General features: G+C 59.5%; 11 protein-coding genes. 5 read left to right on the top strand and 6 right to left on the bottom strand.

Going from position 1 to position 11,869, the window contains the following annotated elements:
* Positions 1 to 88 precede the first annotated feature (88 nt).
* The gene (locus AB7M23_RS12735) at positions 89 to 1,336 is read right to left on the bottom strand and encodes a putative porin (protein WP_454240976.1); all 1,248 of its coding nucleotides are present in this window, start codon (positions 1,334 to 1,336) and stop codon (positions 89 to 91) included.
* Between the two features lie 241 nt (positions 1,337 to 1,577).
* Here AB7M23_RS12735 and AB7M23_RS12740 point away from each other — a divergent pair, with 241 nt between their 5' ends.
* The gene (locus AB7M23_RS12740) at positions 1,578 to 2,702 is read left to right on the top strand and encodes a GNAT family N-acetyltransferase (RefSeq protein ID WP_454240977.1); all 1,125 of its coding nucleotides are present in this window, start codon (positions 1,578 to 1,580) and stop codon (positions 2,700 to 2,702) included.
* A 12-nt stretch (positions 2,703 to 2,714) separates the two neighbouring features.
* Here AB7M23_RS12740 and AB7M23_RS12745 read toward each other — a convergent pair whose 3' ends face one another.
* The 4 genes from AB7M23_RS12745 to AB7M23_RS12760 all read right to left on the bottom strand — a co-directional run bounded on the left by AB7M23_RS12745 (position 2,715) and on the right by AB7M23_RS12760 (position 6,919).
* Complete coding sequence (locus AB7M23_RS12745) at positions 2,715 to 4,547, bottom strand: ABC transporter ATP-binding protein (RefSeq protein WP_454240978.1); 1,833 nt, start codon at positions 4,545 to 4,547, stop codon at positions 2,715 to 2,717.
* A 64-nt stretch (positions 4,548 to 4,611) separates the two neighbouring features.
* Positions 4,612 to 5,172 (bottom strand): peptidylprolyl isomerase, encoded by a 561-nt coding sequence (locus AB7M23_RS12750; RefSeq protein ID WP_099773849.1) that lies wholly within the window; start codon positions 5,170 to 5,172, stop codon positions 4,612 to 4,614.
* Positions 5,166 to 5,981, bottom strand: a complete 816-nt coding sequence (locus AB7M23_RS12755; protein WP_454240979.1) for an alpha/beta fold hydrolase — start codon at positions 5,979 to 5,981, stop codon at positions 5,166 to 5,168. The genes AB7M23_RS12750 and AB7M23_RS12755 overlap by 7 nt, the downstream gene beginning before the upstream one ends.
* Before the next feature lie 14 nt (positions 5,982 to 5,995).
* A complete protein-coding gene (locus AB7M23_RS12760; RefSeq protein ID WP_065760686.1) occupies positions 5,996 to 6,919 on the bottom strand; it encodes a LysR family transcriptional regulator in 924 nt (307 codons plus the stop codon).
* A 49-nt stretch (positions 6,920 to 6,968) separates the two neighbouring features.
* Here AB7M23_RS12760 and AB7M23_RS12765 point away from each other — a divergent pair, with 49 nt between their 5' ends.
* From AB7M23_RS12765 to AB7M23_RS12775, 3 genes are all read left to right on the top strand, one after another.
* Positions 6,969 to 7,283: a 3-phosphoglycerate kinase gene (locus tag AB7M23_RS12765; protein ID WP_065760685.1), complete on the top strand. Its 315-nt coding sequence runs from the start codon at positions 6,969 to 6,971 to the stop codon at positions 7,281 to 7,283.
* A 150-nt stretch (positions 7,284 to 7,433) separates the two neighbouring features.
* Positions 7,434 to 8,033 carry an FMN-dependent NADH-azoreductase gene (locus AB7M23_RS12770; RefSeq protein WP_454240980.1) on the top strand — a complete coding sequence of 200 codons (600 nt, stop codon included), beginning with the start codon at positions 7,434 to 7,436 and terminating at the stop codon, positions 8,031 to 8,033.
* Between the two features lie 204 nt (positions 8,034 to 8,237).
* Positions 8,238 to 9,116 (top strand): carboxylate/amino acid/amine transporter, encoded by an 879-nt coding sequence (locus AB7M23_RS12775; protein WP_330523514.1) that lies wholly within the window; start codon positions 8,238 to 8,240, stop codon positions 9,114 to 9,116.
* Here the strand turns inward: AB7M23_RS12775 and AB7M23_RS12780 are convergent.
* Positions 9,057 to 10,358 (bottom strand): mechanosensitive ion channel family protein, encoded by a 1,302-nt coding sequence (locus tag AB7M23_RS12780; protein ID WP_330523515.1) that lies wholly within the window; start codon positions 10,356 to 10,358, stop codon positions 9,057 to 9,059. The genes AB7M23_RS12775 and AB7M23_RS12780 overlap by 60 nt on opposite strands.
* 139 nt (positions 10,359 to 10,497) lie before the next feature.
* Here AB7M23_RS12780 and AB7M23_RS12785 point away from each other — a divergent pair, with 139 nt between their 5' ends.
* A complete protein-coding gene (locus tag AB7M23_RS12785; RefSeq protein ID WP_065760681.1) occupies positions 10,498 to 11,823 on the top strand; it encodes a DEAD/DEAH box helicase in 1,326 nt (441 codons plus the stop codon).
* The last annotated feature ends 46 nt before the right edge of the window (positions 11,824 to 11,869 follow it).

Genomic DNA, 11,869 nt, shown 5'->3' on the forward strand with positions numbered 1-11,869 from the left:
TTGTCAGCAGTTCGGCGCTGAAATGAAAAAGGCGGAAAATGCTGGATGGGGTCAGCATTTTCCGCCTTTGAAACTCAGTGCAAGGCGATTAGAACTTGGCTTCCAGGTCTACTTGCAGGGTGTCTACGTCAGCATCGCTGTTCGGCAGTTGGGACAGGTCGGTCTTGGCCATCAGGTAGGTTGTGCCCACCGAGAAGTTCTTGTCGATCTCATAGCCGACTTTGAACTTGTGGCCGCGCGAACCGGTGAAGCCGGCACCGAAGTCGGAGTCGGTGAACAAGCTGACCACAGCGTTACGCTGTATATCACGGTAGTTGTAGTCGAGGCTCCATGCGCCCAGTTTGGTTTTCACACCAGCCAGCCAGGCCTTGTCTTCGCCGTCGGTGCTTTCGGTGTTCTTGACGAACTGACCGTAGGTCGACAGTGGGATGGCGAAGCCTGTGAAGTCGATTTGGCCGAAACCTTCCACGAGGTTGAACTCGTTGGTGGTGTTGCCAAAGGACTGCAGTACGCTGGACGCCTTGTCGTTGTCATAGCCATAGATGCTGCCGCCCACGGTAACCTTGACGGTATCCGCAGCAGCAAAGCGTGTACCCAACTGGCCGTGGTACAACTGTGCGTCGTGCTTGAACTGCACGCCATCACCGTCGACGTTGTCCTTGAGCGTGTAATGACCGGCGCTGCCGAACAGCTCAGCGCCACCCAAATTGGTTTTGTAGGTAACGGCCAGGCCTTCTGGATTGATGTCGCTATCCCAGATGATGTCCCCCATGCTCACCCATGGCTGGTTCATCTTGCCGCCGATCAGGTGCAGGTTCGGAACAGCGGTCGGGTGCCAGTCGAGGTAGGCCTGGTCGACCCACAGCGATTTTTTCTCGAAGTATTTGTCCAGGCTCTGGTTGGTGGAGCGGGCATCGGAGCTGCTGCCAGTAGCCACGCGCACGCCGGCGTCGACTTGCGGATTGATCTCACTGTAGAAGCCGACGCGGGCACGGACACGCTCGCGGTCCTGGTTGCCGCTGCTTGCGTTGGGGTTGTCGACGTTGACGTCTTCGTAACGCAGGCGCACATCGCCCTTGATCTGGGTCTTGGCGGCCCATGCCACTTTTTGTTCAAAGGAACTCATGCGTTCGGACTGAGCCTTCTGGGCGGCTTTTTCCTTGGTCTCGGTGGCCAGGTCCGATTGCAGTTCGTTGTACTGCGCTTGGTTGATCGAGCCGTTAGCCTTGAGCATTTCGAGCAGCTTGGCGTCGACTGCAGCACTGGCCGGAGCACTCAGAGCCAGCATCATGCCTGTGCAAAGGCTCGCTCCGGTTAGTGTAGAAACAAGACGCATAAGGTTCTCCCTATTTGAAAAAAATGGGGAGGCAGCTGCCCACCCCGTATTGGCATGTCCTCGGAAAGCGCCTGGCTAGACAGCGTCTTGGGTTCCGAAAAACAGGCGCAAGTATTGCGAGCGCCAATTACAGAATGATGTCTCTTTGATTTCGCTCATGTGACGTGATGGCCTGGAGCTGGATGTGCAGGCGTGCAGTTTTCTGGAACACTAGGGTTTCATTTGCCCTGAGTCGTTTGTCATGACCTTCCAGATCATTGCCAGCCTGCGAGACATTGCATCGGATGCATGGGATGCGCTGGTACCCGAAGGTCAACCCTTTCTGAGGCATGCGTTCCTGAGTGCGCTGGAAGACAGCGGCAGCGTGGGGCCTGGTACGGGCTGGTCCAGCGAGCACCTGGTGTTGATGCAGGATGGGCAGTGCCGTGCGGCGTTGCCGGCCTACCGCAAGTGGCACTCCTTTGGGGAGTACGTTTTCGATCACGGTTGGGCGGATGCCTGCCAGCGGGCCGGTATTGATTACTACCCCAAGCTGTTGGCTGCGGTACCGTTCAGCCCGGTGGCCGGGACGCGCTTGTTGGCTGCCTCTGAAGCTGATGGCCTGACGTTGCTGCAGGCCATTCCCGGCTACCTGTCCAGTGAAGTGCTGTCAGGTGCGCATGTGAACTTCACCGATACGGCTCTGGATAGGCACATGGGCACGCTGCCAGGCTGGCTGGAGCGCCTGGGCTGCCAGTTTCACTGGCATAACCGTGGCTACCGTGATTTCCAGGATTTCCTCGATACGCTGAGTTCACGCAAGCGCAAGCAGATGCGCAAGGAGCGGGAGCAGGTCGCCGGGCAGGGCATCGATTTTCACTGGTTTGGTGGCGAACAGTTGAGTGAGGCGCAGTGGGATTTTGTCTATGCCTGCTATGCCAATACCTACCTTGTACGCCGACGTTCGCCGTATTTGACCCGCGAATTTTTCAGCCTGTTGGCCGAGCGCATGCCTTCGGCGATCCGTGTGGTCATGGCGCGCCAGTCCGGGCGCGATGTGGCAATGGCCTTTAGCCTGGTCGGTGGCGATAGCCTCTACGGTCGCTACTGGGGATGCCTGGCTGAGTTTGATCGATTGCACTTCGAAACCTGTTTCTACCAGGGCATGGACTTCGCTATTGCCCAGGGGCTGCAACGGTTTGATGCGGGGGCGCAGGGCGAACACAAACTGATTCGCGGGTTTGAGCCGGTGCTGACCCGCTCCTGGCATTATTTGCTGCACCCAGGGTTGCGGGCAGCGGTCAGCGAGTTTCTTGAGCAGGAGCGTGCAGGCGTGCGTGCTTATGCCGAGGAGGCCAAAACGGCCTTGCCGTATCGTCAGGTGTAAGCGGGGCGCGTTTTAATCGATCCCGACAAAGCCACCGGTCTGGTGCTGCCATAACCGCGCATACAGGCCTTGGTGCGCAAGCAGCTCGGCATGGCTGCCCATTTCGGCGATACGACCTTTTTCCAGCACCACCAGGCGATCCATCCGGGCAATGGTCGACAGGCGATGGGCAATGGCGATGACGGTCTTGCCCCGCATCAGGGTTTCCAGGCTGTCCTGAATGGCGGCTTCGACCTCCGAGTCCAGCGCAGATGTGGCTTCATCCATGATCAGGATCGGCGCGTTTTTCAGCAGTACGCGGGCAATGGCGATGCGCTGACGCTGGCCACCGGACAGTTTTACGCCGCGCTCACCGACATGGGCGTCGAAGCCGGTGCGGCCCTGGGCATCGGAAAGTAGCGGGATAAATTCATCGGCCCGGGCGCGGCGTACCGCCTCCCATAGCTCGTCGTCGGTAGCGTCTGGCTTGCCATACAGCAGGTTGTCGCGGATCGAGCGGTGCAGCAATGAGGTGTCCTGGGTAATCATGCCGATCTGTGCGCGCAGGCTTTCCTGGGTGATCGTGGCAATGTTCTGGCCATCGATCAGGATGCGTCCGCCTTCCAGGTCATAGAGCCGCAGCAGCAGGTTCACCAAGGTCGATTTGCCTGCTCCGGACGGGCCGATCAGGCCGATTTTCTCACCCGGACGTATGTCCAGGTTCAGGTCTTCGATGATTCGGCTGCCCTTGCCATAGTGGAAATCGACATGCTCGAAACGCACCGCGCCGTGGCTCACGTTCAATGCCGGTGCGTTAGGCTGGTCGGTGACGCTCACCGGCTGGGCGATGGTTTGCAGGCCATCCTGCACCATGCCGATGTTTTCGAAGATGCCATTGACCACCCACATGATCCAGCCCGACATGTTGACGATACGGATCACCAGGCCAGTGGCCAGGGCAATGGCCCCGACACTGATCAGCGACTGCGTCCATAACCACAAGGCCAGCGCCGTGGTGGTGACAATCAGCAGGCCGTTCAGGCTGGTGATGACCACATCCATGCTGGTAATGACACGGCTGGCCAGTTGGGTTTTCTCGGTCTGCTCGCGAATGGCTTCCCGGGCATATTGCTGTTCAAAGTCAGTGTGGGCAAACAGCTTCAAGGTTGCGATGTTGGTGTAGCCGTCGACAATCCTGCCCATGAGCTTGGAGCGGGCATCGGAGGAAATCACGGCGCGGGCCTTTACCCGGGGCACGAAGTAGAAGAGTGCACCGACGTAGCAGGCAATCCAGGTAATCAGCGGCAGCATCAAGCGCCAATCCGCCTCGGCGAACAGCACCAGGGAGCTGAGGGCGTAGATCAGTACATGCCACAACGCATCGACGGCTTGCACGGCGGAATCGCGCAGCGAATTGCCGGTTTGCATGATGCGCTGGGCGATGCGTCCGGCGAAATCGTTCTGGAAGAAATTCAGGCTCTGCTTGAGCACGTAGGCATGGTTTTGCCAGCGGATCATGCTGGTCATGCCGGGGCTGATGGTCTGGTGCACCAGCAGGTCGTGCAGGCCGACGAAGATCGGCCGCAAAATCAAGGCTACCACCAGCATCCAGATCAGCTCGCTGGCGTGTTCACTGAAGAAGTTTACATTGGGTGTGCCCTGAGCCAGATCGATGATCCGGCTCAGGTAGCTGAACAGTGCCACTTCGATCAGCGCACCGATCAGCCCCACCACCAACAGTACGGCGAAACTCGGCCAGACCTGACGCAGGTAATAGAGGTAAAACGGCAGGACCTTGCCAGGCGGTGCCGCCGTCGGCGCATCACGGAAGATATCGATCAACTGCTCGAAACGGCGGTACAGCATGAAAGGGTCAACTCCTGTTGTTTCGGCCCGGCTGAGCGTAGGTCACGTCCTTGTGAACCCGATTTCAGTCGAGGCGTTTAGCCTTGATGATCATCACCGGATCTGCCGGGACATCGCCCATGCCTGCTTTGGTGGTGGTTTTCACATTGGCGATCTGGTCGACCACATCCATGCCCTTGACCACTTTGCCGAACACCGCATAGCCGAAATCACGGCCGCCATGGTCAAGGAAGTTGTTGTCCTTGTGGTTGATGAAGAACTGGCTGGTGGCCGAGTTCACCGCCGCCGTACGGGCCATGGCCAGGGTGCCACGCGTGTTACGCAGGCCGTTGTCCGCTTCGTTCTTGATCGGCTCCTTGGTCTCTTTCAGCCCCATGTCCTTGGTGAAGCCACCGCCTTGAACCATGAAGCCCGGGATCACCCGGTGGAAAATGGTGTTGTTGTAGAAACCGCTGTCGACATAACCCAGAAAGTTCTGGGTGCTGATCGGCGCCTTTTCTGCGTCCAGTTCAACTTCGATATCGCCGAAGCTGGTGGTCAGCAGCACGTGGGGTTGTTTGTCGGCAGCCATCAGGCTGGTGGCGAACACGGTAGCGCAGGCGGCCAGGAGAATTTTTTTCAGCATGGACTCAATGATCCTTGAGCGGTAGTTGAAGCAGCAGCGAGAAACTGCAGCAGGGTATGGTTGAACAGATGTGGTTGATCCAGTGGTGTAGCGTGCCGTGAATCGGCGATGACCGCCAGTCGTGCCTGAGGGATCAGCTCAACGTAGCGTTCTTTCAATGCGACCGGGGTGTAGTCCTGGTCGGCACTGATCACCAGCGTAGGACAGCGTATTTGCCCCAGGCGTTCCTGCACGCCCCAGCCGACGATGGCGTCAAAGCTGCTCAGGTAAGCACGCTTGTCGTTGCGTGCCCAGCGCAGCGCCATCGTGCGCCGCAGGTGGGCGTGTTCCGGCTTTGGAAACAGCTTGGCTGCAAGGCCTTTGCCGACGGCCTCCGTGCTGAGCAGGCGGGCCAGGCTCCAACGCTTGAACCACCATAGCCAGTCTGCTCGGTTGCGCACTTTGACCTCGGGTGCACTGTTGACGATGCACAGGCTGCGCAGCCATTGCGGGTGATCGACAGCGAACTGGAAGCCGATCATGCCGCCCATCGACAACCCGACCAGGTGCACCGGGCCGGGTTGCAGGTGTTCGAGCAATGCCAGCAGGTCGGCACTGAACCCGGCGATGCTGTAGCGTTCACGCGGTTTGTCCGAGCGACCATGGCCACGGATGTCCATCAGGATAACCCGGTAGTGACGGGCCAGTTCAGGCACCTGAAACTCCCAGTCTTCACAGCTGGAACCCAAGCCGTGCAGCAACACCAAGGGTTCGCCCTGGCCATAGACCTCGTAGTGCAGTGAGCAACCTTCATGTTCGAAGTAGGCCATGGGCGTGATTCCTGTCAGGCTTGGGCGGGGGCGGCGAAGGGCACGTCCAGCGGTGCGGTGTCGAAGTTGCGCAACAGCTCGATGAGGATCTGTGTGGCTGGGCCCAGTGGTTTGTCCTTGTTCGAGTAAAGGTAGAACAGCGGGTGGCGACTGCCACCCTGGTCCAGAGGTAACGGCTTGAGCAGGCCTTCGCGCAATTCGCGTTCGATCAGGTGCCGCGGTAGCCAGGCAAAGCCCAGGCCACTGCAGACGAAGCTTGAAGCGGTGGCCAGGCTGCCGACGGTCCAGCGTTGTTCTGCGCCCAGCCAGCCGACATCGCGCGGTTGCGAGCGCCCTGAATCGCGAATCACCACTTGCAGTTGGCTTTCCAGGTCCTGGAAGCTCAGTGCGCGCTGCAGGCGATGCAGAGCATGCTCGGGATGGGCTACGGCAATGAACTCTACGGCGCTCAATTCGGTGCCCAGGTAACCGGGGATGTTGAAGCCGCTGATGGCAAGGTCGGCGATACCTTCGTGCAGGACTTCCTCGACCCCGGACAACACCTCTTCACGCAGCCGTACCCGGCAGCCGCGGCTCTGCGGCATGAAGGCGCTCAATGCCCGAACCAGGCGTGCGTTGGGGTAGGCGGCATCCACTACCAGCCGTACCTCGGCTTCCCAGCCCTGTTCCATATGGTGGGCGAGGTCTTCCAGTTGACTGGCCTGTTTGACCAGTTGTCGCGAGCGCCTCAGCAGCACGCCGCCGGCTTCGGTCAGCACCGCCTTGCGCCCATCGATTCTCAGGAGTGGTACGCCCAACTGTTCCTGCATGCGCGCCACGGTGTAACTGACCGAAGATTGTGAGCGGTGCAGGGCATCGGCGGCCTGGGCGAAGCCGCCGTGGTCGACGACGGCCTGCAGGGTTCGCCACTGATCCAGGGTAACGCGCGGCGCTTTCATCAAGGGCTCCTGTTGTCCTAAGCTGGCGCACTGTCATGGAGAGCGCCGAATGAAAAAATGTTGTGCTGCATTGCTGGCCCTGCTGCCGCTCACGGCCCTGGCCTATCCCATCGATGTGGAAAAGGAGCTGGAGGGCGTGAAGCTTGACTACACCACCTACGACACGGACTACGACATGGGCGCGATCACCCTGAACAACTACGGTGAGGTAGCGGCCCAGTGCAAGGTGACCTTCCGCAATGGCCCGGAAGCCCCCCGTGTACGCCGTGTGCAGGTACCTGCCAAGCAAAGCGTGGACGTCAACGCCAAGTTCAACCGCAAGATCATCAAGTTGCGCATAGCCCTTAGCTGCAAGCCGCAGTAAAACCAGACGCTCTACCTGTCAGGGTAGAGCATTGGCCAAATAAAACAAATTAATCGATGTATTGCACCCGATTTTTGCGCTTTTTAATCGATACGCTGCTGTTTAATCTTGCCTCCATCGACTTAGCGACCTTGCCGATTGGAGGCAACCATGTCCCGTGTACTGATCATCGAAAGCAGCGCCCGCCAACACGATTCGATCTCGCGTCAATTGACCCGCGACTTCATCGCGCAGTGGCAGTCAGCCCATCCGACTGACGCGATCACCGTACGCGACCTGGCTGCCAACCCGGTGCCGCATCTGGACGAAACCCTGCTCGGTGGCTGGATGAAGCCTCAAGAGCAGCGCACTGCCGAAGAGCTGAAGGCACTGCAACGCTCAAACGAATTGACCGATGAACTGCTGGCCGCCGATGTGCTGGTGATGGCTGCGCCGATGTACAACTTCACTATCCCCAGCACGCTGAAGGCCTGGCTGGACCATGTACTGCGTGCAGGGATTACCTTCAAGTACACCGAAACCGGCCCGCAGGGGCTGCTGACAGGCAAGCGTGCCTATGTGCTGACCGCTCGCGGTGGTATCCATGCCGGCGGCGCCAGCGACCACCAGGAACCCTACCTGCGTCAGGTGATGGCCTTCATCGGTATTCACGATGTGACCTTCATCCATGCCGAGGGCTTGAACATGGGCGGTGATTTCCACGACAAGGGCCTGAATCAGGCCAAGGCAAAACTGGCCGCGGTGGCCTGAGCTTCAATCGACTTTCCCGCCTGACACCTGTTGCTCCTTTGGGTGTACCTGCCCGATCAATGCCCTGTGCTTGATCGGGTTTTTTGTGGGCGACTCGTTCAGGCTGGCGGCTATCCCCGGCGACAAGGCCCCACGTGCGCTTGAGCGTATTGCTCGCTTGGCGGCGAACCGCTAAGGTCTCGGGCTGCACTGCACGGGGTAAACATGGGCTATCTATTAATTGTCGCGCTGATCCAGGCGTTTTCCTTCAGCTTGATCGGCGAGTACCTCGCCGGGCATGTCGACAGCTATTTCGCCGTATTGGCGCGGGTGTTACTGGCGTTGCTGGTGTTTTTGCCGTTGACCCGCTGGCGTCAGGTCGAGCCGCGCTTCATGGGCGCAATGCTCGGCATCGGCGCGCTGCAGTTTGGCATTACCTATGTGTGCCTTTACCTGAGCTTTCGGGTGCTGACGGTACCGGAAGTGTTGCTGTTCACCATCCTCACCCCCCTGCATGTGACGCTGATTGAGGATGCCCTGAACCGGCGTTTCAACCCGTGGGCGCTGCTGGCGGCATTGGTGGCAGTTGGCGGCGCGGCGGTGATTCGTTTTGATCGGATCAACCCGGACTTCTTCATGGGTTTCCTGCTGCTGCAAGTGGCCAACTTTACCTATGCCGCCGGGCAAGTCCTGTACAAGCACCTTGTGGCGCGTTACCCCAGCGATATGCCGCACTACCGGCGCTTCGGCTATTTCTATCTCGGCGCCTTGATCGTGGTGTTGCCTGCGTTCTTGCTGTTCGGCAACGCGCAGCACCTGCCGAGCACCGAGGTGCAATGGCTGGTGCTGCTGTTTCTCGGGGTGTGCCCGACTGCGCTGGGCCTGTACTGGTGGAACAAGGGCGCCTGCCTGGTTTCCGGCGGTACCCTGGCGGTGATGAACAACCTGCATGTACCCGTGGGGCTCTTGCTCAACCTGTTGATCTGGAACCAGCATGAGCCACTGGGGCGATTGTTCCTGGGGGGTGCGGTGATACTTGCCTCGCTATGGCTTAGTCGCATCGGCGTTCAACGACCGTTGCTCGCCAGCCAGGGACGAGGGTAACAACCCGGCCCGCAGGTCGTTGCCGCTTGGCTGCTGGTACAGGCTCAGGCCAAACTCCGGCAGCACCGCCAGCAGGTAGTCGAAGATATCGCCCTGGATGCGCTCGTAGTCGGCCCACGCCGTGGTGCGGGTGAAACAATAGATTTCCAGTGGCACGCCCTGCGCAGTGGTCTGCATCTGCCGGACCATGCAGGTCATGTTCGGTTGAATGTCCGGGTGGCTCTTCAGGTAAGCCAGGGCAAATGCACGAAAGGTACCGATGTTGGTCAGGCGCCTGCGGTTGGCCGACAGTTCGGCAACCGGGCCTTGTGCCTCATTCCAGCTGTGCAGTTCATGACGCTTGTGTGCGATGTAGTCGGAGAGAAGGCGAATATCGGCCAGGCGCTGTTCTTCATAGGGCTGCAGGAAGCGCACGCCCCCGGCGTCGATGAACAGGCTGCGTTTGATCCGCCGCCCCCCGGCCTGCTGCATGCCGCGCCAGTTCTTGAAGGATTCGGACATCAGGCGCCAGGTCGGGATCGAGACAATGGTCTTGTCGAAGTTCTGAACTTTTACCGTGTGTAGCGTGATATCGACCACGTCACCATCGGCGCCCACTTGCGGCATTTCGATCCAGTCACCGACCCGCAACATGTCGTTGCTGGTTAGCTGCACGCTGGCGACGAACGACAGCAGGGTGTCCTTGTAGACCAACAGGATCACCGCCGACATCGCACCCAGGCCGGACAGCAGCAACAGCGGTGAGCGGTCGATCAGGGTGGCGACGATAATGATCGCGCCGAATACGAACAGCACCATCTTGGCCAACTGTATGTAGCCTTTGATCGAGCGGGTACGGGCGTGCTCAGTGCGCGCGTAGATAGCCAGCAGGGCGTCGAGCAGGGCACTGACGGCGAGGGTAACGAACAGGATGGTGAAGGCCAGCGCCAGGTTGCCGAGGAAATGCTGGGTGGTGGCGCTCAGTTCCGGCACCAGCTTGAGGCCGAACTGCACCAGCAGTGACGGGGTGGTTTGGGCCAGGCGTTGGAATACCTTGTTTCGCAGCAGGTCGTTGAGCCAGTGCAAGGCCGGTTGGCGGCCCAGCAGCTTGACCGCGTGCAGGATCAGAAAACGCGCCACCCTGCCGAGGGCCAGTGCAAGGGCCAGCAGCACGCTCAGGCCAAGGCCGGCATGCAGCAGCGGGTGTTGATCCAGCGTGCCCCAGAGGTCCAGGGCGTTTTGCCACAATGTGGAGATATCCATACCGTTTGAAAGGTTCTGTAAATGAAAGACGGGCCATTAGAGCCCGTATTTCTCGTTCAGTGCCAAAAGAAATTCGGCTCCAGCCGTGGAAAACGTTACCCTATGCAACTGAATTTCTGCACTTGCCCGAGGTACACCCGTGTTTTCCCAATTCGCCCTGCACGAACGCCTGCTTAAAGCTGTGGCCGAGCTGAACTTTGTCGAGCCGACGCCGGTGCAGGCAGCGGCCATTCCCCTGGCGCTGCAAGGGCGTGACCTGCGGGTGACGGCACAAACCGGCAGCGGCAAGACAGCAGCCTTTGTTCTGCCTGTGCTCAACCGCCTGGTCGATCTGAAACAGAAGCGTGTCGAGATCCGTGCCCTGATCCTGTTGCCAACCCGTGAGCTGGCCCAGCAAACCCTCAAGGAAATCGAGCGTTTCGCTCAGTTCACCTTCATCAAGGCCGGCATGATCACCGGTGGTGAGGACTTCAAGGAGCAGGCCGCTATGCTGCGCAAGGTGCCTGATATTCTGGTTGGCACCCCAGGGCGCATGCTCGAACAGCTCAATGCCGGCAACCTGAAGCTGGAGCACGTGCAGGTTGTTGTGCTTGATGAAGCCGACCGCATGCTCGACATGGGCTTTTCCGAAGACGTCGAGCGGCTGTGCAACGAGTGCCCTAACCGTGAACAGACCCTGCTGTTCTCCGCCACCACCGGCGGCGCGGGCCTGCGTGAAATGATCGGCAAAGTGCTGAAGACCCCTGAACACCTGATGCTCAACAACGTCAGCCAGCTCAGCGAAGGTACTCGTCAGCAGATCATTACGGCCGACCACAACCAGCACAAGGAAGAGATCGTTCAGTGGCTGCTGGCCAACGAGACCTACCAGAAGGCCATCATCTTCACCAACACCCGGGTCATGGCCGACCGTATCTACGGGCACCTGGTCGCCAAGGACTTCAAAGCCTTCGTGCTGCACGGCGACAAGGACCAGAAAGACCGCAAACTGGCCATCGAACGCCTCAAGCAGGGCGGGGCCAAGGTGCTGGTTGCCACTGACGTCGCGGCCCGTGGCCTGGACGTTGATGGCCTGGATCTGGTGATCAACTTCGACATGCCGCGCAGTGGTGACGAGTACGTTCACCGCATCGGCCGTACCGGTCGTGCCGGCAATGAAGGCCTGGCCATCTCGCTGATCTGCCATGGCGACTGGAACCTGATGTCCAGCATCGAGCGCTACCTGAAGCAGAGCTTCGAGCGCCGGGTCATCAAGGAGGTCAAGGGCACCTACAGCGGTCCGAAGAAGGTCAAGGCATCGGGCAAGGCGGTAGGGGTCAAGAAGAAAAAGACTGACAAGAAAGGTGACAAGAAAGCCGTCGCCAAGAAAAAGCCTGCCAACCGGCCAAAAGCCAGCGCGCCGCTGGTAAGCCAGGATGGCCTGGCCCCCCTGAAGCGTCGCAAGCCAGCCCCAGCTGCCGAGTAATTCGGCACCTTGTCACCGGCAAGGCCTGCTTCTGAAAACACATTGT

The sequence above is a fragment of the Pseudomonas sp. HLS-6 TE3448 genome (genome assembly GCF_053629555.1).

What these genes read in the sequence shown, in the direction of transcription:
- AB7M23_RS12745 (WP_454240978.1), bottom strand. Translation starts at nt 4,547, where the DNA reads ATGCTGTACCGCCGTTTCGAGCAGTTGATCGATATCTTCCGTGATGCG.
- AB7M23_RS12750 (WP_099773849.1), bottom strand. Translation starts at nt 5,172, where the DNA reads ATGCTGAAAAAAATTCTCCTGGCCGCCTGCGCTACCGTGTTCGCCACC.
- AB7M23_RS12740 (WP_454240977.1), top strand. Translation starts at nt 1,578, where the DNA reads ATGACCTTCCAGATCATTGCCAGCCTGCGAGACATTGCATCGGATGCA.
- AB7M23_RS12755 (WP_454240979.1), bottom strand. Translation starts at nt 5,981, where the DNA reads ATGGCCTACTTCGAACATGAAGGTTGCTCACTGCACTACGAGGTCTAT.
- AB7M23_RS12780 (WP_330523515.1), bottom strand. Translation starts at nt 10,358, where the DNA reads ATGGATATCTCCACATTGTGGCAAAACGCCCTGGACCTCTGGGGCACG.
- AB7M23_RS12770 (WP_454240980.1), top strand. Translation starts at nt 7,434, where the DNA reads ATGTCCCGTGTACTGATCATCGAAAGCAGCGCCCGCCAACACGATTCG.
- AB7M23_RS12760 (WP_065760686.1), bottom strand. Translation starts at nt 6,919, where the DNA reads ATGAAAGCGCCGCGCGTTACCCTGGATCAGTGGCGAACCCTGCAGGCC.
- AB7M23_RS12735 (WP_454240976.1), bottom strand. Translation starts at nt 1,336, where the DNA reads ATGCGTCTTGTTTCTACACTAACCGGAGCGAGCCTTTGCACAGGCATG.
- AB7M23_RS12775 (WP_330523514.1), top strand. Translation starts at nt 8,238, where the DNA reads ATGGGCTATCTATTAATTGTCGCGCTGATCCAGGCGTTTTCCTTCAGC.
- AB7M23_RS12765 (WP_065760685.1), top strand. Translation starts at nt 6,969, where the DNA reads ATGAAAAAATGTTGTGCTGCATTGCTGGCCCTGCTGCCGCTCACGGCC.